At 59.1% G+C, this 24,961-nt stretch carries 22 protein-coding genes; 10 read left to right on the top strand and 12 right to left on the bottom strand.

Annotated elements, in window-relative coordinates; all coding sequences use genetic code 11:
• Positions 1-10: 10 nt before the first annotated feature.
• Positions 11-1,780 carry an IlvD/Edd family dehydratase gene (locus GTF44_RS07160; RefSeq protein ID WP_171560335.1) on the bottom strand — a complete coding sequence of 590 codons (1,770 nt, stop codon included), beginning with the start codon at positions 1,778-1,780 and terminating at the stop codon, positions 11-13.
• A 224-nt stretch (positions 1,781-2,004) separates the two neighbouring features.
• Between GTF44_RS07160 and GTF44_RS07155 the strand changes: the two genes are divergently transcribed.
• Genes GTF44_RS07155 through GTF44_RS07145 form a run of 3 tightly spaced genes read left to right on the top strand, consistent with a single transcriptional unit; the run spans position 2,005 to position 6,303 of the window.
• Positions 2,005-2,712: an ABC transporter ATP-binding protein gene (locus GTF44_RS07155; protein ID WP_367383412.1), complete on the top strand. Its 708-nt coding sequence runs from the start codon at positions 2,005-2,007 to the stop codon at positions 2,710-2,712.
• A 5-nt stretch (positions 2,713-2,717) separates the two neighbouring features.
• On the top strand, positions 2,718-5,081 hold the full coding sequence (locus GTF44_RS07150; protein WP_171560330.1) for an ABC transporter permease: 2,364 nt from the start codon (positions 2,718-2,720) through the stop codon (positions 5,079-5,081).
• 7 nt (positions 5,082-5,088) lie between these two features.
• Positions 5,089-6,303: an efflux RND transporter periplasmic adaptor subunit gene (locus GTF44_RS07145; RefSeq protein WP_171560327.1), complete on the top strand. Its 1,215-nt coding sequence runs from the start codon at positions 5,089-5,091 to the stop codon at positions 6,301-6,303.
• Positions 6,304-6,308: 5 nt separating this feature from the next.
• On the opposite strand, the gene pcaG is transcribed toward GTF44_RS07145, so the two are convergent.
• Genes pcaG through pobA form a run of 4 tightly spaced genes read right to left on the bottom strand, consistent with a single transcriptional unit; the run spans position 6,309 to position 9,238 of the window.
• Positions 6,309-6,929 (bottom strand): protocatechuate 3,4-dioxygenase subunit alpha, encoded by a 621-nt coding sequence (pcaG, locus tag GTF44_RS07140; RefSeq protein WP_171560326.1) that lies wholly within the window; start codon positions 6,927-6,929, stop codon positions 6,309-6,311.
• Positions 6,929-7,657, bottom strand: coding sequence for a protocatechuate 3,4-dioxygenase subunit beta (pcaH, locus tag GTF44_RS07135; protein WP_216365006.1), 729 nt, complete (start codon positions 7,655-7,657; stop codon positions 6,929-6,931). Before pcaH ends, pcaG begins: the two co-directional genes overlap by 1 nt.
• A gap of 1 nt (position 7,658) precedes the next feature.
• Positions 7,659-8,069, bottom strand: coding sequence for a 4-carboxymuconolactone decarboxylase (gene pcaC / locus GTF44_RS07130; protein ID WP_171560322.1), 411 nt, complete (start codon positions 8,067-8,069; stop codon positions 7,659-7,661).
• The gene (gene pobA / locus GTF44_RS07125; protein ID WP_171560320.1) at positions 8,069-9,238 is read right to left on the bottom strand and encodes a 4-hydroxybenzoate 3-monooxygenase; all 1,170 of its coding nucleotides are present in this window, start codon (positions 9,236-9,238) and stop codon (positions 8,069-8,071) included. Before pobA ends, pcaC begins: the two co-directional genes overlap by 1 nt.
• 68 nt (positions 9,239-9,306) lie before the next feature.
• Here pobA and pcaQ point away from each other — a divergent pair, with 68 nt between their 5' ends.
• On the top strand, positions 9,307-10,245 hold the full coding sequence (gene pcaQ, locus GTF44_RS07120; RefSeq protein WP_216365005.1) for a pca operon transcription factor PcaQ: 939 nt from the start codon (positions 9,307-9,309) through the stop codon (positions 10,243-10,245).
• Between the two features lie 29 nt (positions 10,246-10,274).
• Here pcaQ and GTF44_RS07115 read toward each other — a convergent pair whose 3' ends face one another.
• From GTF44_RS07115 to GTF44_RS07095, 5 genes are all read right to left on the bottom strand, one after another.
• Positions 10,275-11,315, bottom strand: a complete 1,041-nt coding sequence (locus GTF44_RS07115; RefSeq protein WP_171560318.1) for an ABC transporter ATP-binding protein — start codon at positions 11,313-11,315, stop codon at positions 10,275-10,277.
• On the bottom strand, positions 11,312-12,136 hold the full coding sequence (locus GTF44_RS07110; RefSeq protein ID WP_171560316.1) for an ABC transporter permease: 825 nt from the start codon (positions 12,134-12,136) through the stop codon (positions 11,312-11,314). The genes GTF44_RS07115 and GTF44_RS07110 overlap by 4 nt, the downstream gene beginning before the upstream one ends.
• Entirely contained in the window at positions 12,133-12,996 is an 864-nt protein-coding gene (locus GTF44_RS07105; protein WP_145209881.1) for an ABC transporter permease, read from the bottom strand. Before GTF44_RS07105 ends, GTF44_RS07110 begins: the two co-directional genes overlap by 4 nt.
• 71 nt (positions 12,997-13,067) lie before the next feature.
• Positions 13,068-14,300, bottom strand: coding sequence for an ABC transporter substrate-binding protein (locus GTF44_RS07100; RefSeq protein WP_171560313.1), 1,233 nt, complete (start codon positions 14,298-14,300; stop codon positions 13,068-13,070).
• A gap of 290 nt (positions 14,301-14,590) precedes the next feature.
• Positions 14,591-15,259, bottom strand: a complete 669-nt coding sequence (locus GTF44_RS07095) for a TetR/AcrR family transcriptional regulator (RefSeq protein WP_171560310.1) — start codon at positions 15,257-15,259, stop codon at positions 14,591-14,593.
• Positions 15,260-15,541: 282 nt separating this feature from the next.
• On the opposite strand from GTF44_RS07095, the gene GTF44_RS07090 reads away from it, so the two are divergent.
• The 5 genes from GTF44_RS07090 to GTF44_RS07070 all read left to right on the top strand — a co-directional run bounded on the left by GTF44_RS07090 (position 15,542) and on the right by GTF44_RS07070 (position 22,525).
• Positions 15,542-17,197: an amidase gene (locus GTF44_RS07090; RefSeq protein WP_171560308.1), complete on the top strand. Its 1,656-nt coding sequence runs from the start codon at positions 15,542-15,544 to the stop codon at positions 17,195-17,197.
• Between the two features lie 117 nt (positions 17,198-17,314).
• The gene (locus GTF44_RS07085) at positions 17,315-18,853 is read left to right on the top strand and encodes an ABC transporter substrate-binding protein (RefSeq protein WP_171560305.1); all 1,539 of its coding nucleotides are present in this window, start codon (positions 17,315-17,317) and stop codon (positions 18,851-18,853) included.
• A 69-nt stretch (positions 18,854-18,922) separates the two neighbouring features.
• Positions 18,923-19,864, top strand: a complete 942-nt coding sequence (locus tag GTF44_RS07080; protein ID WP_171560302.1) for an ABC transporter permease — start codon at positions 18,923-18,925, stop codon at positions 19,862-19,864.
• A 4-nt stretch (positions 19,865-19,868) separates the two neighbouring features.
• Entirely contained in the window at positions 19,869-20,684 is an 816-nt protein-coding gene (locus GTF44_RS07075) for an ABC transporter permease (protein ID WP_145209901.1), read from the top strand.
• 5 nt (positions 20,685-20,689) lie between these two features.
• Positions 20,690-22,525, top strand: coding sequence for an ABC transporter ATP-binding protein (locus GTF44_RS07070; protein WP_171560299.1), 1,836 nt, complete (start codon positions 20,690-20,692; stop codon positions 22,523-22,525).
• A gap of 119 nt (positions 22,526-22,644) precedes the next feature.
• Here the strand turns inward: GTF44_RS07070 and GTF44_RS07065 are convergent, their stop codons facing one another.
• Positions 22,645-22,968 carry a hypothetical protein gene (locus GTF44_RS07065; RefSeq protein WP_171560297.1) on the bottom strand — a complete coding sequence of 108 codons (324 nt, stop codon included), beginning with the start codon at positions 22,966-22,968 and terminating at the stop codon, positions 22,645-22,647.
• A gap of 952 nt (positions 22,969-23,920) precedes the next feature.
• Here GTF44_RS07065 and GTF44_RS07060 point away from each other — a divergent pair.
• Complete coding sequence (locus tag GTF44_RS07060) at positions 23,921-24,121, top strand: hypothetical protein (protein ID WP_171560294.1); 201 nt, start codon at positions 23,921-23,923, stop codon at positions 24,119-24,121.
• On the opposite strand, the gene GTF44_RS07055 is transcribed toward GTF44_RS07060, so the two are convergent.
• A partial coding sequence (locus GTF44_RS07055; protein ID WP_301270804.1) for a calcium-binding protein occupies positions 24,114-24,961 on the bottom strand: 848 nt, incomplete at its 5' end. The genes GTF44_RS07060 and GTF44_RS07055 overlap by 8 nt on opposite strands.

The raw sequence follows: 24,961 nt of genomic DNA, 5'->3' as shown, positions 1-24,961 counted from the left end.
ACCGCGCCGCTTAATGATTATCGCGCGGCAAGTCTTTGGCAATCCGCTGATAGGCCGTGGCCAGTTCGAGGCAGCCGCCATCGGCCAGTTGCCCCACATGGGTCCGGTAAAGCTCCTGCCAAGGCGTCTGATGCTCCAGCTCTGGCGGTGTCCAAGCATCGCGGCGGGCTTGCCACTCTGCCGCGGGGATCGTGCAGTCGAGAGTGCCCGCGTTCAGGTCGAGCCGGACCGGGTCGCCGGTTTGCAAAAGCGCCAGGCCGCCGCCCACGACCGCTTCGGGTGAGGCGTTGAGGATCGACGGGCTCTCCGACGTGCCCGATTGGCGGCCATCGCCAACGGTCGGCAGATGGTTGATCCCGGCCTGGATCAGCGCATCCGGCGGCTGCATATTCACCACCTCGGCAGATCCGGGATAGCCGACGCAGCCAACATTGCGAATGAAGAGAATCGTTTCTTCATCAATGCCTAAGGTGGCGTCGTTCACGCGATCATGGTAGTCTTCCGGCCCCTCGAACACGACGGCTTTCGCCTCGAACACGCCGTCTTTCAAAAACCGCGTCCGGAAGTCCTCGGAGATGACGGAGGTCTTCATCAGCGCCGAGTCGAAGAGATTGCCGGAGAGGACGAGGAACCCGGCCTCCTCCCGCATCGGATCGCTGACCGGGCGGATCACATCATGGTCCATGCTCCGTGCGCCGTCCAAGGCGTCGACCATGGCCTGGCCAGTGGCGGTCATCGCCGTGCCATCCAGGTGGCCTTCGGCGAGAAGCTCCCCCATCACTGCAGGCACACCGCCCGCCCGGAAGAAGCTTTCGCCCAGATAGGCGCCCGCGGGCTGCATATTCACGAGAAGCGGCAGATCATGGCCGTGGGTCTGCCAATCGGTCACGTCCAGCTCGATCCCCGCATGACGCGCAATCGCCTGCAAATGCGGCGGCGCATTGGTGGAGCCGCCAATCGCCGTGTTCACTTTGATGGCGTTCAGGAAGGAGGCGCGAGTCAGGATGTCGGAGGGTTTCAGATCGGCCTCCGTCATCTCCACGATCCGGCGACCGGTGAGATAGGCCATCTCCATCCGCTCGCGGAACGGGGCGGGAATGGCCGCCGCCCCCGGCAAGGTCATGCCCAAAGCCTCCGCCATGGCGTTCATCGTCGAGGCGGTGCCCATCGTGTTGCAATGGCCGAGCGAGGGCGAGGAGGCGCAGGCCAGCTCCATGAACTCATCATAGTCAATCTCGCCCTTGGCCAGAAGCCGCCGCCCCTCCCAAATCGTGGTGCCGCTGCCGGCGCGTTTGCCTTTGTACCAACCGTCCAGCATCGGCCCGCCATTGAGCGCAATGGCCGGCAGGTCGACCGTGGCGGCCCCCATCAGCATCGCAGGCGTGGTCTTGTCGCAGCCCGTCGTCAACACCACCCCATCGATCGGATAGCCATGCAGCACCTCAACAAGGCTCAGATATTGCAGGTTCCGGTCGAGCGCCGCCGTGGGCCGCTTGCCCGTCTCCTGGATCGGATGCACTGGGAATTCCAACGGAATCCCGCCCGCATCGCGAATCCCCGCCTTGATCCGATCCATCAGGAACACATGGATCTTGTTGCAAGGCACGAGGTCAGAGCCGGTTTGCGCCACGCCGATGATCGGCTTTTCCGACTGCAACTCACCTTGGGTGAACGCCTGGTTCTGATAACGCTCGAGATAGAGCGCGGTCATGCCGGGATTGTTGGGATTGTCGAACCATTCCTGGCTGCGATAGCGGCGATTGGCGCGGGTGTTTGACATCAACATGTTCCAAATAGTGAAACCTGGGGCCGTATTTTGAAACTCCCCTCCCTGTTGTAGCGCTGTGTGACCGCCTGCAACAAGGGGTTTTGCGCCCGACTTGCCTCGGCAGGTTTTCGCCGTGACGTTACGTTGTATTGCCCCGGATTGAGCCAAATCAAATCGCAGACGCACTCTCTATGTCAGTTCCACGTAGCGACGGACGAAGACCAAGGAGACGGCAGGTGGCGGAGAAAATCTTTCGCACCGAAAACATTACGAAGGTTTATGACACCGGTGAAGTGAAGGTTTACGCCCTCGCCGGGGTCAGCCTGGAGTTATTCGCTGGCGAGTTGGCGGTGCTGCTTGGCCCGTCGGGCTCCGGCAAATCCACGCTTTTGAATATTCTGGGCGGGCTGGACCATGCCACCGAAGGCCGGGTCTGGTTCCGCGATCTGGAATTGACCGACTTGGGTGACCGTGGGCTGACAAAGTTCCGTCGGGACCATGTGGGGTTCGTGTTCCAGTTCTATAATCTGGTGCCGTCGCTGACCGCGCGCGAGAATGTGCAGCTCGTCACCGACGTCGCGCCAAACCCGATGCCGGCGGCCGAGGCGCTCGATTTGGTCGGGTTAGGCCACCGTCTGGATCATTTCCCCTCGGAAATGTCGGGCGGTGAGCAGCAGCGGGTGGCCATTGCCCGCGCGATTGCGAAGCGGCCTGAAGTGTTGCTGTGTGATGAGCCGACCGGCGCGCTCGACAGCAAAACCGGCGTGCAGGTGCTCGAAGTTCTCAAAACGATCAATGACCAGTTCGGCACCACCACGGCGGTCATCACCCACAACGCCGCGATCCAACAGATGGCGCATCGGGTGATTCAATTCCAAGACGGCAAGATCAGCAGCGTTTCGGTGAATGAGACCCGCCTCGCCCCGCATAATATCGTGTGGTGACAGGGATGCAGGCGCTCGACAAAAAGCTCTTTCGCGATTTCAAGCGGCTTTGGGTGCAAGGCGTCGCAATCGCCATGGTGTTGGCCTGCGGCGTGGCACTTCTGCTGACCTCCTTCGGGATGTATCAGGCGCTGGATGACACCCGCTCGGCCTATTACGAGCGCAATCGGTTCGCGGATGTTTGGATCGATGCGCGGCGCGCGCCAGAAAGTCTTCTGCCGGAGATCCGGGCGATTGACGGCATCTATGCCGTCGACCCGACCGTCTCCGGCTTCGCGATCTTGGATATCGAAGGACGGGTTGAAAGCGCGGTGGGGCATGTCCTCTCCTGGCCCGAGGACAACGACCCGCTGCTCAATGTGCCGCTCCTGCGTTCGGGCGATTACCCCGACCCGACATCCAGCAGCGAGGTGATGGTCAACGAGCCTTTTGCCGAAGCCAATGGATTCGAGATCGGGTCGGTGTTCCACGCCAATTTGAATGGCCAACGGCGCGCCTTGCGCATCGTTGGAACGGCGCTCAGCCCCGAATATATTTATACAATCGGCCCCGGCGGCATGATGCCGGATAATGAGGGATTCGGCATTATCTGGATGCCCGAACGCGCGGCCTCCGCCGCCTTCGATATGCAGGGCGCGTTCAACGGCCTGGCGATCAAAATCACTCAGGACGCGCGGGAAGAGGCGGTGATCGACGCGCTGGATGATGTGCTGGAAGCCTATGGCGGGCTTGGCGCTCATGGCCGCGATCAACAGACGAGCGACAGTTTTGTCAGTTCCGAGATCGACCAACTCAGGGGCATGGCGATGGTTGTGCCGCCGATCTTCTTCGCCATCGCGGCGTTTTTGGTCAGCATGGTGATGGGGCGGATCGTGGCTCTGGAGCGCTCGGAGATCGGGCTATTGAAAGCCATCGGCTATTCGGATTTCGAAATCTGCCTGCACTACCTGCTGCTTGCGGCATTCATCGCCTTGGTCGGGATCGGTATAGGCTGGGGCGTGGGCACCTGGCTGGCCCATGGCATGGCGTTGCAATATGTCGAGTTCTTCGACTTCCCCTATCTGTTGTTCCGGGTGCCGGGCTGGGTCTATGCGATCTCGGGCCTGGCCGCACTTCTGACTACGATGCTGGGCGCGGCTCGTGCGGCGATCGCGGCTGCGCGGCTAGCCCCTGCGATTGCGATGCAGCCCCCCGCCCCGCCTCGGTTCAAGCGCAGCTTCATCGATGTCTTGATGGCGCGCGCACGGCTTTCGCAGCCGACCATTATGATCCTGCGCAGTTTCTTCCGCTGGCCGGTGCGCAGCGCGATGACCTGTTTGGGCCTTGGCTTCGCAGTTTCCGCCGTCATCGCGGCGTCCTTTGTCCATGACGCGTTGGACAACATCGTCGATGTGGCGTTTTACCAATCGAACCGGCAAGACGCGATGCTGCTGTTTACCGATGATGTGCCTGAGACCACGATTGCTGAAGTGCGCCGCCTGCCCGGGGTTTTGCAAGCCGAACCGCAGCAATATCTGCCCGCAATCCTGCGCAATGGTCCCTTGGAGAAAAGCTTAGCCATCGAGGCGCGCCGCCCCGGTACAGATTTGAGCCGGGTGATCGGCGCCGATGGCTCGGTCAGTACGGCGGAACCCGGCGGCATCCTCCTGGCCGAGCGATTGGCCAGTCAGTTGGATTTGGGCATCGGTGATCTGGTCGAAGTCGAGTTTCTGAGCGGTCGGCGAGAGACCCATGAGATGGTCGTCACCGGGTTGGTCGAGCAGTATTTCGGTCTCGGGGCCTATATCGATCTGGGCTATCTCAACGAGATATTCCGGCAAAGCCCCCGCATGTCAGTCGTGAATGTCACCTTGGATGACAATGAACTCGACGCGTTGCACGCCCGATTGAAAGACTTGCCGCGCCTATCGGGTCTGATCATGATGACCGACACCAGGCGCAGCTTTCAGGACACGATCCGCGAAAACGTCATGGTGATGAACACGGTCTATATCGTGATCGCTGTGCTGATCACAGTCGGGGTCGCCTATAACGGTGCGCGTATTCAACTGAGCGAACGGGCGCGCGAGTTGGCGAGTTTACGGATCCTCGGCTTTTCACGCGGCGAAGTGTCTTATGTGCTGGTGGGCGAAACGATGTTTCTGGCGCTTGTCGCGCAGCCCGTTGGCTGGCTTCTCGGGGCGGGCATCGCACAGGTGATGGTGAACGCGTTTTCCTCCGATCTCTATGCGATGCCTCTGATCCTGAATCCCGATATCTTTGCCCGGGCCAGCTTGGTTGTGCTGGCCGCGGCCCTAGCCTCGGCGCTGATCGTGCGCCGCAGGCTGGACAATCTCAATCTCGTATCCGTTATGAAAACAAGGGAGTAGCAGGCTTATGTCTCTGAAACCAAGAACCCTAGGCATCCTGGTCGTTGGTGGTGCCATCCTGGCCGGGCTGCTCTATGTCACCTTCCGGCCCGAGCCGATTGCCGTGGATCTCCATGAGGTCACGCGCGGGCCGCTGCAGGTCACTGTCGATGCCGACGGGCAGACCCGTATCCGCGACATTTTCGAAGTCGCAGCGCCGATCAGCGGCACGGCGCTCCGCTCTCCCGTTGATGTGGGAGATGCGGTTCTGGCCGGTGAAACGGTTGTGGCCCTGGTGGAGCCTGTGCCGCCAAGCCTGCTCGACAGCCGCACGCGGATGCAGGCCGAAGCCTCCGTTGGTGAGGCCGAGGCGGCGTTAAACGTCGCCCGGACCGAACTGCGCCGCTCGGTCGAGGAACAAACCTATGCCCAGATGCAGTTTGACCGGGTGCAGGTTCTGGTCGAACGTGGGGTTTCGTCGATCACCGCGATGGAGGATGTGACGCAGCAATTGGCGATTGCGGATGCGACGGTCGATGCTGCGGAAGCGCGGATCAATATCGCGCAAAGCACGCTGGATCGGTCGCGCGCCGCATTGATTGGGCCGGATGGCGCGAATGGGGCCGCCGATGGGGATTGCTGCATCGAATTGATGTCGCCCGCCGATGGCGTGGTCCTGTCCGTCGCCAATATCAGCGAACGCCCTGTGACGGCCGGCACGCCCTTGGTCAGTATCGGCGACCCGACCGAACTCGAAATTGTCGCCGACCTGCTCTCCTCGGACGCCGTGCGCTTGGCCCCCGGGGCCGTCGCAATGGTCGAACGGTGGGGCGGCCCAGACACATTGATGGCCGAGCTTGACCGGGTCGAGCCTTCGGCTCGGACCCATATCTCCGCCTTGGGGATTGAGGAACAACGGGTCGACGCGATCTTTCATCTGACCACACCGCAAGAGGCGCGCGCCGGGTTGGGCGATGGGTTCTCGACCTTCTTGCGGATTGTCGAGTGGCAAGCCGACGAGGTCACTCAAGTCCCGCTCAGCGCGCTGTTTCGCCGTGGCGACACCTGGGCGGTGTTCATAGCGAACGGCAACACCGCCCAAGAGGTGACGGTTGAATTGGGCCGCAGAAGCGACCGGTTTGCCGAGGTTCTGAGCGGGCTTGAGCCAGGCGCAATGGTGGTGACCCATCCCAATGATGACCTGGTCGATGGCGGTTTGATGATTGATCGCAGCGCGCTTTGACGCGCCTAAATATCAAAAAAGACCGTTTCGGCCTCCCCTTGCAGCCGGATGTCGAAACGGTAGACGGCTTGGCCGTCCCTTTCCGCCCGCGCGGCGATAAGCGTATCGCGGCGGCGCTCCCACTCGATCCCGTTGAGGATCGGATCCTGCGCATTGGCTTCGGCTTCATCTGAAAAATAGAGCCGCGTGTTGAGGCCCAGATTTATCCCACGGGCCACAATCCAAAGATTGATATGCGGCGCCATCATCTGGCCGTTTCGGCCCATGACCGGGCCGGGTTTAACCGTATCAAAGCCCCATTCGCCGCTGTCAAAATCGGTGATCACGCGCCCCCAGCCTCGGAAACCTTCCTCGATCTCACCGGCGCGATCCGGGTGCGGATAAATTCCGGCAGCATTTGCCTGCCAAGCCTCGAGCAGCACATCTTTGATCGGGCTTCCGATCCCGTCGATGACCACCCCTTCGACGCGAATACGTTCGCCCTTGGCATGCGGTCCAGCGATGTCCCACCCCAGCTCTTGATCGTAGATCTCAAAGCCCGCCGCGCCTGGTGCCAAGCCGATATGCACATATGGCCCGGCTGTCTGAGAGGCGGTTTCTTTGAGATACCCAAGCTTCTGCGGCATCAGTTCCCCTCCAACCGGTTTTCGAACAGGGTCGAGCGCGCGCCGCGCAGGACGATGTCGAATTTATAGGCAATCGTGTCGAGCGGGATTGTGGCGTTCAGGTCAAGCGCGGCCACCAATTGGTCAATGGCGTCGGGATCGGGGATCGTGTTCACGATCGGGCATTTGGCAATCAGCGGATCGCCTTCGAAATAGCATTGCGTGATCAGACGCTGCGCGAAGGCCCAGCCAAAAACCGAGATATGAATATGCGCGGGGCGCCAGTTGTTGACCCAGTTGCGCCAGGGATAGGCCCCCGGCTTCACGGTGCGAAACACATACGCCCCGTCGGCATCCGTAAGCGTCCGGCCGCAGCCGCCAAAATTCGGGTCGATTGGCGCAAGATAGGTATCTTTCTTATGTCGATACCGCCCGCCGGCATTGGCCTGCCAAATCTCGACCAAGGTGTTTGGCACCGGCCGCGCGTTTTCGTCCAGCACCCGGCCATGCAACAAAATCCGCTCACCGATTGGGCTTTCCCCCGGCTGAACGAAGTTTGCCAGGAGATCACTGTCGATTGGGTCGATGTCATTATGGCCAAAACGCGGGCCGGTCAGTTCGCTTGCGGTGTTTTCCAAACTGATCAGCGCATTCTGCGGCGACCGGGCCACGGATGTTTTATAGCCGCGGGTCAATGCGGGGGGATGGCGCTCGCGATCTCGTTGGTAGAGTTCTGGATAGCCCGGCATGTTACGCCCCTTCCGGCTGATTGGTCGAGGTTGCCTCGTCCGCTTCCATCTCAACATAGGTCTCTTTGGCCAGTTTCAGCGCCTGATTGGCGCGCGGCACGCCGGCATAGACGGCCACATGCTGAAACACCTCCAAAACATCGCGTTTGCTTGCACCGGTGCGGGCCGTGGCGCGAATATGCATTGGGATTTCCTCAAAGTTCCCCAAAGCGGCGAGCAAGGCAAGTGTCACCATAGACCGTTCGCGCAACGTGATCCCGTCACCCGCCCATAGATTGCCCCAAGCCATCTCGGTGATCAGAGCTTGGAACGGCGCATCGAACTCTGTTGTTGCGGCCTCGGCGCGGTCCACATGGGCATCGCCCAAAACGGCACGGCGGATCTCCATCCCTGTCTGTTTTCGATCTGGCATCAGTATGGCAACCCAACATAGTTTTGCGCCAGAACGCTCTGCGCGGCGCGGTTGGTGCGCAGAAATGCGATCTCCGCCGCCTGCATCTTCTGATCGAACTGGTTCTCATCGGGGAAGCGGTGCAAAAGATTGGTCATCCACCAGCTAAATCGCTCCGCCTTCCAAACCCGCGCAAGGGCTTTTTCCGAATACGCATCAAGCCCAGCGGTCGCGCCGTCTTGATAATACTCAGCCAGACCATTGAAGAGATAGTAGATATCGGAGGCGGCGGTGTTCAAGCCCTTGGCCCCAGTCGGCGGCACGATATGCGCCGCATCCCCGCAGAGAAACAGCCGCCCCCACTGCATCGGCTCCGTCACGAAAGAGCGCAAGGGCGCGATGGATTTCTCTATCGATGGCCCGGTGATCAGCTTGTCGGCCACATTTTTGGGAAGGCGGCGCTTCAGCTCTGACCAGAAAGCTTCATCCGACCAATCTTCAACGGTGTCTTGTAAAGAGCACTGGATGTAATAGCGGCTCAACACAGGGGTTCGCATGGAACAGAGTGCGAAACCACGCTCAGAACTGGCATAGATCAATTCATCCGCAACAGGCGGCGTTTCTGACAGAATACCAAGCCATCCGAACGGATAGACTTTCTCATACTCAACGCGCACATCATCGGGGATGGTTTTGCGACTGACTCCATGAAATCCGTCACATCCCGCGACAAAGTCACAAGTGATCCGCTGCGCGACGCCATCGACCGTGTAGGTGACGTAAGGCGCCTCTGACTTCGCATCGCAAATCTGCACATCCTCGACGTCGTAGATGATCCGTCCACCGGTGGCCTCACGCGCATCATAAAGGTCGCGCGTCAATTCGGTCTGGCCATAGACCATAACCCCGGTATTGGTGTGTTCTTTGAAATTGATACCGAATATCTCATCGCCGTAGGAGATGATTGTGCCGTCATGGAGGATGCCCTCACGGTCCATGCGGTCGCCGACACCGGCTTGGCGCAGCAGGTTCACCGCCCCAACTTCCAACACCCCCGCGCGGATCCTACCTAGAACATAGTCCTTGGTTCTTCGCTCCAAAACGATGCTGTCGATGCCGCGCGTCTGTAACAACTGCCCAAGCAGCAGCCCCGAAGGTCCCCCGCCAACGATCGCCACCTGTGTCTTCATAAACCCCTCCACACGGCAACGTTATCTTGTTAAAACCGATAACAAAAATGAGAATTACTATACGATAGATGCCCAAAAAAGAAACCATATTCGAGCGGCGCGTTAAATTCCGTCACATTCAATGCTTTGTCGAAATCGCCCGGGAGGGGAGTTTAAAACGAGCGGCTGAAAAGCTGTATCTCACACAACCGGCGATTTCGAAGACCTTGAAAGAATTGGAAGACATCGTCGACGCCAAGCTTATGCAGCGCAGCAGATCTGGCGTCACGCTGACGAAACAGGGCGAAGTGTTTCTGCATTTTGCGCAAATGTCGCTCGCCAATCTGCAGCAGGGCGTGCGCGGCATCGAAACCGCGCGGCAGCAGGTCAAGACACGGCTTCGCGTCGGATCACTCCCCAGTGTGGCTGCCTCGATGATGCCGGAGGTCGTCGCCGAGTTCTCGGCCTTGGCACCGGACGCCATGCTCCAAATGCTGGATGGGCCGCATGGCTATCTGATTGAGCGATTGCGCTTGGGCGAACTCGATGTGGTGATCGGGCGGCTTGGGCAGCCGGACACGATGCAAGGCATCTCGTTCACACAACTCTATATGGAACAGGTGGATTTTGTCGTGCGCGCCGGTCATCCGCTCTTGGCGGCGCCGGACCTGCACCGGATTGGTGAATGGCAGTTGATCTATCCACCGGCAGGATCCGCGATAAGACCGATGGTGGAGCGGTTTTTGATCGCCCATGGGCTAACCGAGCCGCCGAACCGGATCGAGACCGTTTCAAGCACCTTCGGTCGCGTCTATACGCGGCAATCCGATGCGATTTGGGTGATATCGAGCGGTGTTGTGGCCAACGAAACCGCGGATGGCACGCTTGTCCGGCTTCCGATCGACACGGCGATGACAGATGGGCCGGTCGGCCTAATGGTGCGCCCGGATGCGCCGGAGGTGCCAGTCTATGCTCTGTTTCGGATGGCGGTGCAGACAGCGGTCGAACGCAGTCGACTGGCAACTTGAGACATATCGGGGCATGCGGCACCGCGATCTTATGAAATCACCCAGAGCGTCTCGTTTGGAAGGTGGATGGGCACCAGCGCACCAACGCGGTATCCCTCCGCTTCTGTTGGGTTCACGATTGCCTCGATCAGCATATCACCAACGCTGAGTTTCAGGCGGGTTTGGGTGCCCAGATAGATGACCTCGATCAGATCGGCGGTTAGGTTGTTTTGACCGCTCGGTGCGTGCCCCAAGCGCACATTTTCGGGTCGGAAGGTCAGCATGCCCTGCCCCGTTGCGGCCCTAGCCGACAAAACCAACCGTCCCAAGGCGCTGTCGAAAACACCATCCGCAGAGGTGCCCGAGACGAAGTTGCGCCCGCCGAAAAACCGCGCCGTCGCCTCATCCGCAGGGCGTTTGTAGAACGCATCGGCCGTGTCGTACTGCTTCATCTGCCCATCAAGGATCAGCGCGACACGGTCCGCCAGCACGACGGCATCTTCCTGATCATGGGTTACGAAGATCGTGGTGATCCCGGTCTCTTGCTGCAAAGATCGGATCAGATCGCGCATTTCAAACCGCAGATGCGTGTCGAGGTTCGAAAGCGGTTCATCCAGCAGCAAAACCTCCGGCTGCACAATCAGCGCGCGGGCGAGCGCAACCCGTTGTTGTTGCCCGCCGGAAAGCGCGCTTGGCTTGCGCTCACCCAGATCGGGGAGGCGGACCAGATCAAGCATCTCTCCAACGCGTCGTTTGATCTCGGCGGAGTTGGTTTTGCGCATCTTGAGACCGAATCCGACATTCTCCGCCACGCTCATATAGGGAAACAGCAGATGGTTCTGAAACACCATCACGGCGCCCCGGTTTTCGGGCTTTTCCCGTAAGATCGAGCGGCCATCAAATCGCACATCACCCGAGCTTGGCTCTAAAAGTCCCGCGATGATCTTCATCGTCGTGGTCTTGCCACAGCCCGATGGCCCGAGCAGCGCGGTCAGCACGCCACTCTCGATCTCAAGGCTCAACCGGTCGAGGGCCGGGTGATCGCCGCCGGGATAGAGTTTGGTCAGATGTTGGATAGAGACATGCGTCATAGACGTCCGAAGCCTCCAACCGCGGCACTCCGGCCCGAAAGCTGCTTGGCGGTGAGAAGGAGAATGAGGATGCCAGGCAGAATGTAGATCATGCCGATGGCGCCGGTGATGTCATTGCGCCCAGAGGTCGCGAAGTTGAACAGCAGGAGCGGCAGGGTCACGACCCGCCCGCCGCCGATCAGCAAGGTGAGGATGTATTGGCTCCAGGAGACCAGAAACGCGAAAAGGCCACCGACAATAATGCCGGGCAAGATCGCCGGGAGTGTCACATACCAGAATGTCTTGAGTGGGGAGGCTCCGAGGCTGCGCGCCTGCGCCTCAAACGCGGGATCATAATTCGAGAAAATGCCAGCCATGACGAGGGTCATGTAAGGCAGCGTCGGGATCAGGTGGACCAGGATTACACCCTGCACCGTGTTGGTCAGCCCAAGCCAGATAAACACCGAATGAATGCCCAAAGCCACCGCAATACCTGGCACGATCATGGGCGCAAGGATCATCATTTCGACAACCTCCTTGCCCCTGAATTTATGCATACCAAGCGCCCGGCCCGCTGGTACGCCGATCAAGATCGAGAGCGCGGTGGCCGCGAGCGAGATGCCGATGGTCAGCCAGAGGCTATCTAACACGCCAGATGTGTCAGACATGGCGTAGTCCCACGCGTCTAAGGTCCAAACGCGGGGCAGAATGTCCGGAAAGAACCAGCCCCGGGCGAAGGACCAAATCGCCAAAGGGATAAGCGGCAACACCAGCCAGATCACAAGAACCAGGCACGTGAGATAGCGGAAGGTTTTGGTCCAGAGACCGTCTTGCCCGATCATCTCACCCCCCTCACCCGTCGGCGCGCATAGCGGATGTAGATATAGATCATCACCGCGCTCATCACCGCGATCAGAATGGCCAACGCCATGGCCTCAGGGCGCGCCGCCAAATCGACATCGGTGTATTTGCGATACGCAAGCACCGGCAGCGCTGCGGGGTAATTCGCGCCAAGCAGCGCCGGGATTTCATAGGCCCCAAAGGTGAAGGCAAAGACGATCACCGAGGCTGACAGAAGGCCCGGAAAGATCAATGGCAGCAGGACATAGCGAAAGCTCTGCCATTTTGATGCGCCCAAAGACCGGGCGACACTTTCATAGTCCTCCCCCATGGCCTGCATGTTTGCCAGGACGATCACCCCGATAAACGGCACCTCTTTCCAGACATATTGCAGGATGATCCCGATGGCGTAGGGGTCGAAGACCAGCGCGGGAAAATCGGCGGGCCGCGCGATCATGCCGAACTCGGCTGCCAAGCGCGCAAAGCTGCCCGATTGCGAAAACAGGTAGAGAATGCCGATGGCGCCGACCAAATGCGGCACGGTCAAGTTCAACTGAAACAGGAAGTTGATAATGGCACGACCAATGAAGGCGCGCCGCAGCAGCAACGCGGCGCCGACGGCAAGGATGCAAGAGATCACCGTGGAGGTGAAAGAGATATGGAAGCTTAGCAGGAAGGAGTAATAGAACTCCTCCTCCGTGAAAATTGCGGCGTAGGCCTGCAAGTTCGGCTCCGTCAGCCCAATCACCGGCATGTAGTTGAAGCTGCGCATCAGGCCGATCAAGAGGCCGCCAAAGAACAGCCCCACAATCACCAAGAGCGCCGGCAGCAACAGCAAGAAAATCTTCAGACGGTCAGACAAAGCGGGCCTCGCCCCAAATGGGATGCAAAACCATCTCGCGCCGGGCCGAGATGGCCCCCGCGATCATCGGCTCAATTGCCAACGTTGTCGATCCAACCCTGCTCAATCGCAGAAATCCAGGAGGCCTGCAGTTCCGGCAATGCGGTCGCGGCCAAGTCTTCGGCGGGCACAACGTTTGGATGGCGCGCGATTGAGTCAAAAACCGCCCGCACCTCTCCATCCACGCGGGTCATATCGATCCCCGGTTGTGCCCCCCAAACATCCGGCCTTGCCTTGTGAACCTGCGCCTCAGCCGAGAGAAGCAGGTTTTGCAGCACCAAAGCGGCGGCTTTATTGGGCGAATTGAATGGGATCAGCGTGTAGTTGGTGTTGCCGATTGTGCCATCCGTCATGGCATAGCCTTGGGTCGTTGGTGGAAAGATGCCGTTTTCGATATTGATGCCGACGCTGGCGGGTTCATAGTTGAACACCAAACCGACTTCCTGATTGGCATACAGCTGTTCCAGCGCCGTGATCGACGTTGGATAGGTCGCGCCTTCACGCCAAAGATAGGGCTCGATATCGTTCAAGATCTGCCAAGTCGCGGCTGCGGCGCCGTCAAAACGGTCCTGATCAAACTCTCCCAGCAGGTTCTCGACGCCGCCTGCAGCATGATAGAACACATGCCGGACAAACACCGATCCGTTGAAATCGGGCGGTGCGGAATAGGTGAACTGACCAGGATTGGCCACGATCCAGTCCAACAAATCCGGGATCGAGGTTGGCGGTGCGTCATGGAGCGCCGTGTTGTAGGCGAAGGCAAATTGCGCGGTTGACCAAGGCACTTCGCAGCCGTCGACCGGCACACCGAAATCATTGGCAATCGCCGGATTGCTCCAGTCGATCAAAGCGTTGTTCGGCAGAAGATCGGTATATCCGCAATAGACCAAATCTCCCTGCATCATGGTGCGGAAATTCTCGCCGTTGATCCAAATCATGTCGACGGAGCCTGCATCCATCACACCGGCTTCGCGCTCGCTCAGGACCAGGTTGACCGCCTCCGCCGTATCGCTGAGGCCGACCCGGTTCAACGTGATGCCGTATTCATCCATCAGCCGCCCGCCGATATATTCGATCACATATCGGTTGATGTCATCCGACCCGCCCCAGAGGAACCAGTTGACCTCCCCACCCCGGGCCAATTCGACGATTTCATCCCATGTCACAGCGTTCAGCGCATCGCCATCCGCCGTGTCGGCCATGGCTGCCAGGGGCAACATAGCCGCGCTCACCGCCAGGGCCGCCAGCTTGGAAACATATCTCATTCGGTCTTCCTGGTTTCTCAGGGTTGCTTTCGTTTGCTCCGGTTCTAACCGCAGAGCGCCGCCGCAGCCACAACCTCAAGCACAACCTCGAACACAATCTCGTTTGATCGCATCGGTCAGGTGATGTGTCTGACCGCGACAGGGTCACAATGTTTCGACCACATGAGAGGTCATCCCGCATTCCAAAGCTTGCGAACAAACACGTCCGCCCGGCACCCCGCTTGCGCGTAACAAGCATTGCCGGCGGGGCCTTTATGAAAGCCGCACAATCATAATCTGACCGGGATGATCTATGGAGCGGAGGTCGCCGCGATCGCCTTGAAACCTGCACTGATATAAGGAACGACAATCTCCTTATAGACCGCCCAAGACAGGTCACTTCCGGCCATGCCGAGAAGGCCCTCGACGCGCGCGTCCTGCACGGTTGCCGCGTGCATGATCGCCATCAAAAAATGAAAACCTCGAATGGCGTCGCTATGTTCAAGCTCTGGCAGGGCCCGCATAAAAGCGTCGATATAGAGCTTGGCCACATTGTCGAAACTCTCGCTCATATAGCTGGACAGCGTGCCGTCCCAGACCGAGCGCCCAACGAAAGTGGCAAAGTGGCGCCACTGTTCGTTTTCGCCATCAAGCTTGTTGTAATACGGCAGGATAAGCGCGCGGACGAGAGGTTCAACCTCGACATTGTTCCGCCCAACCAACTCTTCGTACTGCTCCAGGAGGACAATCCGCTCGCGATTGAGCTCGCTTGCGCGGCGCTGAATGGTCTCCCGGACCAGCGTCTCTTTCTTACCGAAATGGTAGGCAATCTGACCAACATTCGCGCCAGCCTCGGCGGCGATCTCTTTCAAAGTGACGATCTGATAATTCTGCTTGGCGAAAAGCCGTTCGGCGGCGTCAAGCAAACGGTCGGGTGTTTCGATATTATATGCGCGCACGCGCGGGGCTGTCTGGGTCATCGTTCCGCACATCCTCCCAGCAATCTCGCAAACGCGAGGGCATGACGCTTCTCACGCAGAATCCGCCGCCGCATCATGGCCCCTGCGACTGTCAGATAACAGACCGCCGCAAAACAGGGCAGAGCGCGACTCTGGCTGATAATAAAAGAAGCTGATCCAAAAATCATAGTTTTAATACGGTTTTTATACCTGATAGCAGTGTTGACAATTGATTTATTAGCCAAAAACATAGTTGCACAAGATAAGGATTCGGAAAATTGGCACGATAGGGGCTTCGGAACGATGTCGGCTTCACTCACTCTCGCGGACATAGAAGGCGCCGAACGGCTTGCCGGGCTAAGCTACACGCCCCAGGAGCGTCAGCAGATGCTGGAAAACCTGGAAGGGCAGATTGCGTCGGCCCAGATGCGGCGGGCTGTGCGGCTTGAGAATGATGAGCCGATGGCAAGCCGCTTTGACCCGCGCCTGCCGCAGTTCGTGATGCCGACATCCGCGGGGAAGGCGCAATTCTCCGACACCGATGGCGGGCCACTGCCAGATGATGACGAAGATATTGCTTTTGCGCCGATGACGCAGCTTTCCGCGTGGCTTCGGCAGGGCAAGCTGACCAGTCGGCGGCTCACCGAGATTTATCTGGCCCGTATCGAAGCGCGGAACCAGGACCTTGAGTGTTTCGCCACGGTGACGCCCGACCTCGCGCTCACCGAAGCTGATGCGGCGGACAGTCTCCTTGGTGCGGGAGAATGGCTCGGCCCGCTGCATGGCATTCCTTACGGCCTGAAAGACCTTTTCGACACGCAAAGCATTGTCACGGGCTGGGGTGCAGAACCGTTCCAGAACCGAATCCCCGAAAATGATGCTGTGATCGTGCAGCGCCTGCATGCCGCCGGTGCGGTTCTGCTTGGGAAAACCACCGTCGGCGCGCTGGCTTATAACGATATTTGGTATGGTGGGGTGACGCGCAATCCGTGGAACTTGAATGAAGGCTCAAGCGGATCTTCCGCCGGGTCCGCGTCGGCCACGGCGGCAGGGCTCTGTGCTTTTGCTATCGGAACCGAGACGCTTGGCTCGATCACATCACCCTCTCAGCGCTGCGGGACGACGGGCCTACGCCCGACCTTCGGGCGGGTCGCGCGCACCGGCGGCATGGCGCTCTGTTGGACACTCGACAAGGTCGGCCCAATCTGCCGCTCGGTCGAAGACACGGCCATGGTCCTTGACGCGATCAATGGCAGCGATATTGGCGATCCCTCCTCTATCGAGGCACCATTCCATTTCGACGCCAATGCCTCGTGGAAAGACCTTCGCGTCGGCTATCTACCCGACGCGTTCGAAGACGGCGCAACCGAGGTCGATCGGGCCGCTCTTGAGGCCGTGCGTGATCTCGGCGTTGATCTGCGCGAGGTCAGCTTGCCGGACCTGCCTTATGGGGCCCTGATCAACATCCTTTATGCTGAGGCTGCGGCGGCCTTTGAGGAACTGACGCTAGAGAACACCGACGATACGCTGACCTGGCAGGATGACGGGGCCTGGCCCAACACGTTCCGAAAGGCGCGCTTCTTGTCTGCGGTCGATCATGTTCAACTCGACCGGCTCCGCTTACGCGTGATGAAGGCGCTCGACGGCCTCTTCAATGAGATCGACGTGTTGGTTGGACCGTTCATGACCGGCCCGATGCTGGTTGCGTCGAACTTCACCGGGCACCCCTGTTTGCATCTGCGCGCCGGATTTCTTGAGCTTGGAACGCGCGGCAAAGCCAGCCTTGGCGCTGGCAAGCTGAGTGTTGGCGAGGAAGATGTCGACGGCCAGGTTTTCACGGTGCCGCAGGGCATCTCGCTTTGGGGGCGGCTGTTCGAGGAAGGGCCGTTGCTGAACTTCGGCATGGCGCTTGAAACCGCGCTCGGCGTCGCCGAGCGGCGCCCAACCTTTGCGCGCTAACCCAATGTTCCGCCGGTCCTATGCCGGCGCTGCGCATGTGCCACGGGGGCCAAGCTTGCAGCCCCCGGCCAATCCAACCGCTGGACGCATCCAGCGGCAACAGAGGAGATAAAGACCATGAAACGTAGGGAGTTTCTCGCCACCAGCATCATCGCCACGGGTGCGCTTGGATTTGGGTTCGGACCCGGCCCGCTTCGCGCGCAAGAGCCCGTGTCAGGCGGCACGCTGATCTGGGGCCATTCGGAGACCACCCAGAACCTCGATATGCACCAGACCGGCACCGCCTCGACCGCCCGGGTGCTGCAAAACATCCACGACTCCATCGTGACGATCAATTCGGAGATGGAAGTGGTGCCGCAGCTTGCCGAGAGCTTCGAGGTCTCTGAAGACGGGCTGACCTATACGTTCAACCTGCGCGATGGCGTGAAATTCCATGACGGCTCGACGATGACCGCCGAGGATGTGATCTATTCCTTTGAGCGCTGCCGCGACCCTGAGGTCGGCGCGGTCAATTTCGAAGTGTTCAACGATGTTGATGCCTTCGAAGCGCCGGACGATCTGACGGTCGTGATCCGCATGTCACGCCCGAACGCACCGTTCCTGGCCCGTCTTGCCGAGAATGGGGCCGGTGTGGTCATGCCTGCCGGATCAGGTGACACACAAGGCACCGCCCCAACGGGCGCAGGCGCGTTCCGTTTCATGCGCCGAGAGTTTGGCAATGAAGTGGAACTTGAGCGCTTTGACGAGTACTGGGATGGCCCAGCCTATCTCGATGGCATTCTGGCTCGAGAGATCACCGAACCCACCGTGCGGCTGACCGGGCTGCAGACAGGGGAGTTGCATTTCATCAATGACATCCCGGCCGAACGCGTCGCGCAAGTGGAAGGGGACGCAGATCTTCAGGTCGTAACCTGGGCACCCCTGAACTTCGACTTCCTGAATTTCAACCATGATCGGGAGTTGTTCCAAGACCGTCGGGTCCGCCTGGCCTTTGACCTGATGATCGACAAAGAAGCATTGCTTCAAGGCGCGCTCTGGGCGCAAGGCGATACCACCCCAACGCCAAGCTTCCCCAACGATGCGACGCGCAACGGCGATCTGACGCAGCGGGCGCAGGATATCGCGCAGGCGCAGGCCTTGTTGGAAGAGGCCGGATATCCGCCGGGGACGCTGAACGTGGTATTCAAGGTGACCACCAACTATCCCTACCATGTCGACAGCGCTCAGATCATCGCGGAATGGGCGCGCGCGGCGGGCGTCAACATGACGATCGAACAGCTCACTTGGGCCGATTGGCTAAGCCAGGTCTGGGTGGATCGCGACTTTGAGATGACGATGATGAACTTCTTCACCATCTGGGAGCCGGATCGCCTGTACTACAGCCTCTACCACAGCACCGGTGGCTTCAACTATCGCAGCATCAGCGATCCGCTCATTGACGAGTTGACCGAACAAGCCCGGGGCGAAGTCGATCCCGCCGCGCGCCTTGATCTCTACCGCCGCATTCAGCAGCACCTGTTTGACGAGGCGCTTGATGTAATCCTCTGGTATCGCAACGGCACGATTGGTGCGGCGCCGGAGGTCGGCGGGCTCGACACGGTGGTTCATCCCAACGGGTCCAACCTCAATTTCCACAAGGTCTGGCTCGCGAGCTGACGAGCTTCATGCGTGAGGCGGCCCGCCGCCTCACCGCTTTCCCTGTCTCCAACCTTCGGTCCCCCTCTGATGGTCTATCTCGTCAACCGGCTCCTGTCGGTCGTTTTGACCCTGTTCCTCATCTCCATCGTCACCTTCGGGATCACCAATATCCTGCCGGGTGATGTGGCGATGATGATCATGGGCACGCAATCGAACCCCGAGGCGCTCGCAGGTTTGCGCGAGTCGCTTGGGCTGAACGACCCGTTGATTGTGCAATACGGCCGTTGGATCGGCGGCATGCTAACCGGAGACTGGGGCGAGTCCTTACTGTTCCGCGAACCGATTGCGCCACTCATACAACAGAAAGTGCTGGCCAGCGGGCTGATCGTTCTGCTCTCCATGGCGATCGCACTGGCGCTCGCGATACCCTTGGGCGTTTGGGCCGCACGGCACCGCGACCGGTGGCAAGACACGACTTCCTCGACCACCGCGCTCTTGGGACTCAGTATGCCGGATTTCTTCATCGGAATCATGCTGATCCTTCTGTTTGCCGCCACGCTTGGATGGTTGCCCTCGTCGGGCTTCGTTGACCCGACCGAGGACTTCTTCGGCGCTGTCCGGCACGCGCTTCTGCCGTCGCTGGCCCTGGCGCTCGGATTGATGGCGCATCTGACGCGCATGACCCGGTCGGCGATGATGGGTATCTTGAACCAGGAATTCATTCGCGTTGCGCGGGCCAAGGGTTTGCCAGAACGCACGGTGGTTTGGCGCTATGCGCTGCCCAATGCTATCGGACCGGTGATGACGGTGGCGGGGTTGCAGATCGGCTATCTGTTCGGCTCGATCATCGTGATTGAGAGCCTGTTTTCTTACACCGGCATGGGCTGGCTGACGTATCAGGCGCTTCTCAACCGCGACATCCCGTTGATCCAAAGCACGGTCTTCGTGATCGCGGCGGTGGTGATGCTGGTCAATCTGGCCGTCGATCTGCTCTACCGCGTGATTGACCCGCGCATTCGGTTGGAGTGAGGCGATGCGTAAGTTTCTCTCTGCCAAGGCCCTGATCGGCTTCACCCTCGTCGCAATTGTCCTTGCGGTGGCCGTGCTCGCGCCGCTTTTCATCCCGGCCGAACGCGCCACGCAGATGGTGATGACTGCCCGGCTGCAACCACCGTCTTTCGAATACCTGCTCGGTACCGATCAGTTGGGGCGGGATCTGTTTGCACGGGTGATGCTGGGTGCCCAGACGTCGCTCACCATCGCGGCGCTCGCGGTGGGCATGTCCATCGTCTTGGGGCTGCCCCTCGGCATCATCTCCGGGTATTTCGGCGGACGGGTCGACAATGTCCTGATGCGGATCATCGATGCGCTGCTCAGCTTTCCGGCGTTGCTTTTGGCGCTGACAATCTCGGCGATCCTCGGCCCCAATTTGCAGAATACGATCATCGCAATCGGCATCGCCTTCACGCCTTTCCTTGCTCGGATCGTCCGCGGCGAAGCCCTGCGCGTGGTGCAGATGCCTTATGTCGAGGCGGCCCGCGCTGCGGGAACGCGGGACGGCGCGATGATTATCCGCCATATCCTGCCCAACATCATGCCCGCGCTCATTGTCCAGGCCACGATCAGCCTCGCCTTCGCGGTGCTTGCTGAGGCCGCGTTATCCTTCCTCGGGCTCGGGACGCAGCCCCCGATGGCCTCCTGGGGCCTGATGATCCAGGCGTCGCGGCAATTCCTCGACATCGCGCCCTGGACCGCGCTGGTGCCGGGCGCGGCACTGGCCATCACAATCCTCGGCCTGAACCTTCTCGGCGACGTCCTGCGCGACGTTCTCGACCCCAGAGTACGGTGACCCGGATGCGCGACCAGACCCAACCCGCCGCCCCGCTTCTGTCGATTGAGAACCTCCGCGTCGAGTTCCAAGGCGAAACCGGGCCGATCACCGGCGTCAAAGATGTCAGCTTCACGGTTCAGCCCGGGGAGACGGTGTGTGTTGTGGGCGAGTCTGGATCGGGCAAATCAGTCACCTCCTTGTCTCTCCTCCGTTTGGTAGAATTTGGTGGCGGCAAAATCGTCTCCGGCAAACTCTGGTTCCGTCCTGACGAGAAGGATCCCATTGATCTGGCCCAATTGCCGACCGAACAAATGGTCGACTTGCGTGGCGATCAGATCGGGATGATTTTCCAAGAGCCGATGACCGCGCTCAACCCGATTTTCACCATTGGCCGACAGTTGACGGACGGGTTGCGCCGCCATCGCAAGCTTTCGGCCAGCGAGGCCGAGGCGCGCGCGCTAGAGCTTCTGAAAGAGGTCCGTCTGCCCGAACCCGAGCGGCGGCTGACGCAATATCCGCATGAGCTGTCCGGCGGCATGCGCCAACGCGTCGTGATTGCGATGGCCATGGCCTGCCGCCCGCAACTTCTGATTGCGGATGAGCCGACAACGGCACTCGACGTGACGATCCAGGCGGAAATCCTGGGGCTGATCAAGCGGCTCAAGCGGGAAACCGGCATGGCCGTTTTGTTCATCACCCATGACATGGCCGTGGTGGCACAACTCGCCGACCGGGTCGTGGTGATGCGCCACGGCGAACTTGTCGAGGAAGGCCCGGTTGAGCAGATCTTCACGGACCCACAGGCCGATTATACCAAAGCCCTCCTCGCCTCCGTCCCCAAGCTGGGTGAGATGCGGGGCAAGCCCGGGCCGGAACCGTTGCGTATCCCCGGGCAGCCCGATCCTGTTGTCGCACCGATCAGGGCTGATACACCCGGGGAAGATCGCCCGATCCTCTCGGTCAAAGGGCTGACCACACGATTCCCCATTCGGGGCGGCCTCACCCGCCGCGTCGTGTCAAATGTGCACGCTGTTGAAGACGTGACCTTCGATCTCGCCGCGGGCGAGACGCTGGCCCTTGTTGGGGAGTCCGGCTGCGGCAAGTCGACCACCGCACGCTCGATCTTGCGGTTGGTGGACCCGACCGCTGGCGATGTTGTTCTGGACGGGCAAGATATTCTAGGCCTCAATCCCCGCGATTTGCGTCGGGCGCGGCGCAATATGCAGATGGTGTTTCAAGATCCGTTTGCCTCGCTCAACCCTTTCATGCGGCTGCGCAAGCAGGTTGCCGAGCCGATGATGAATTTCGACTTGGCAACCGGCTCCGATCTCGAGGACCGGATCGCCACCCTGTTTGATCGCGTCGGCTTGCCGCGGAATTTCATGCGCCGCTTTCCGCATGAGCTTTCTGGCGGACAACGCCAACGCGTCGCCGTTGCCCGAGCGCTTTCGGTCAATCCAAAACTCATCATCGCGGACGAAGCCGTATCGGCGTTGGATGTGTCGGTGCAGGCGCAGGTCCTGAACCTCTTGATGGAGCTGCAAGCGGATTTCGGGCTGTCTTACCTGTTCATCAGTCATGATATGGCGGTGGTCGAGCGGGTCTCGCACCGGGTCGGCGTAATGTATCTCGGGCGACTGGTCGAAATCGGACCTCGGGCGGCCATATTCGAAGACCCGCGCCACAGCTACACGCGCGCACTGCTCAGCGGTGTTCCCATCGCCGACCCGACGCAACGGGCCCTCAAAGAAAGCGTCGCATTCAAACCGCTGCCCTCACCGATATTCCCAGTTGGGCATGCCCCCGCCCCACCGGTCTATGACGAGGTTTCTGCGGGTCACTTTGTGCTTCAGATTTGACGCTTGTGATCTGTGACCTTGAAGTAAAGGTCCATATGCACTGAGCCACAACCGCAAATGTAAGAACGCCGAAAGCTAACATGTTATGTGAACCTGCATCTCTGTCCCCGTAGGGGCAGTCACATTGCCTTTGATCGGTCTAACTGTATCTGCGCAGAGACTTCTTCTATAGCCGAAGCGTCGACGCCCATCTGACCCGCCATACCTCGATCACGAACCCGCCAAGACATCAAAGCCTGCCCGCCTTGTCGGCGCAACTCAGCAACCATCGCCGCATCGTCTGGATCAAACGTCTCATATCCACATCCATCCTTGCGACATGCAACTGGTGAGACCATCGATGGAAACCTGCGAACAGCCATAGACAAGGCCTTTGCCTGCTTTGGAGCGACGCTGACCTTGGTCATGATCCTGAGGCCACTGGCCATCTGACGCGCCATCATGATCCGATGCTCCCGCGCTGCTTCTTCACCGCCTTACCCGAAGAACCTTTCATAGGCTTCATTCTCGGGTTTCTCTGAAAGCCAATCGATTAGCTCACCCGAGACGAAAAGGTTTCGCCTAGATGCCGTTAGATATTCGTCAACGATACGTCGGCGTTGCTTCTTGAACGTCGTGTCGACCTCCTTTGTATTGACCACCGTTCCTGGTTAATCTTTCCCCAAACCCCTCCTCCCGCGACGAAGAGTAACCCCGGAAAGGTTTGTTTTAATTCTGGTGATCAATGTTGGAAGATTTCACATCTTGGGTTGTTGAACCCCGTCCTGTAACTGCCTAATATTCGCTGGTACGGCATCCGCTCTGCTTACGGCGGTTTTGTCGGGTTAGCTAGCGTCAGCAGGGAGTATTGTTAAGGGTTTGACTTGGCTAAAAAACACTCACTTCTGGAGCGAATGGCAGAGAACTCTTGCCACGATTGGACTATTGTAAAGGTCGAAAGTAATAAACATGATTTTCTTTAAGAGATTGTTATCATTTACTTGTTCCGCTTTAATATCTCTGGTATCGTTAATTCTAACCATTAGAGCTGCATACCCCATAAGACTTCGTATGGAATCTGGCGATTATGCAGGGGCGTTCGGGTATGCACTAGGAAGCGCTCTATTTATTGGGCTGCTCCTATTCGTGTCATATAAGTTAGTAAAAGTTACCTTTAGAAAACAGACTGAATCTAAATAGATGCAGAAAACCGGTGACTTTTGTACCACCCGAAATAAGGCCCTTAGGGACAAGGGCTGCTGACATCTTCAAGGTTGCTGTTGTGAGCACCATGTTGGTGCTGGCTTGAACAGCCGCCGTTGAGGCTACAACCTCCTGAATGCTCCAGTCGGCCTACAATTTGGTAAGGCGTGGAACTGCCGTCGAAGTATCAGGTAACCACTCAAGGAGCAACACATGACGAGATGGGCATCTGAACACCCCTTTTTGTCGTCCGTCCTTCTATTCGGATACATGATCAGCGTCGGCAAAGTCATGGGCTTCGTTGGTGAACGGTTCGACACAAGCGTTGCGATCTTTGTGTTTTGCGCTCTCGGCGCCGTCTTCATGTACTTCTGTTTTGTGATCTTCTTCGCTATCATTAAGGCGTTCAACTGAAGACAAAGTCGTCACCTGACAGGTTTTGAAGATCCGCTTGCGAGACGTTCAGCAACTGCAGCGTATTCCCACCGAAGGAAACATCGACATCGAAGATGCCCAACGTACTTGTCTCGACTGAACTGACCGTTAGATCGCCAAAGCTTGCTGCGCCCCACGCGGAGATGTCGAGCAAGTCTTCAGCTTCGTCAAAATCAGTCACTTGATCTGCGCTTAGCGTATCATCCGAGAAGACGAATACGTCGGCCCCAGAACCGCCTGTCAGTGTATCGGCGCCCAAACCGCCCGCGATAGTGTCGTTTCCATCACCGCCATCCAGAAGATTGTCGTCAGCATTGCCGGTAATCGTGTTGTGACCAGCTCCAGCAATGACGGCCTCGAAGTTGAGGATCTGCTCAGTAAAGCCATCCGAAAACACGGCGCTCTCAAGGTAAAGATCAATCGCGACATCATCAGCGGAATACGTAAAGTCTAGAGTGTCGTAACCATCTCCGCCATCCATGGTGTCATCGCCAAAGCTCCCATATACGTGATCGTTACCCGTGCCGCCGTAGCTGTAAGTGTCGCCGTCACCGGCGTTGAGCGTGTCATCACCGGCGCCACCATAGAGACTGTCATTCCCCGCTCCGCCAAAAAGACTGTCAGCGCCGCCATTGCCATGCATTGTGTTGGCGCCACTCTGGCCGACCATGGTGTCATCACCTTCTGTCCCGACCCACAGCCGCGCAGCAATATCGGCCACGTCGAACACGGTGCCATCTGCAAAGCTAATTCTCTCCAAATCGTAATCGTTTGACCTGAAATGATCGACGATTGTGATGGTCTCGCCATTGCCGAAGG

The sequence above is a fragment of the Roseobacter sp. HKCCD6576-2 genome (assembly GCF_013179285.1).
Taxonomy (GTDB): domain Bacteria; phylum Pseudomonadota; class Alphaproteobacteria; order Rhodobacterales; family Rhodobacteraceae; genus Rhodophyticola; species Rhodophyticola oceani.
Note: the sequence above shows the minus strand (reverse complement) of the source record. Positions and strands in the feature narration are given on the sequence as shown.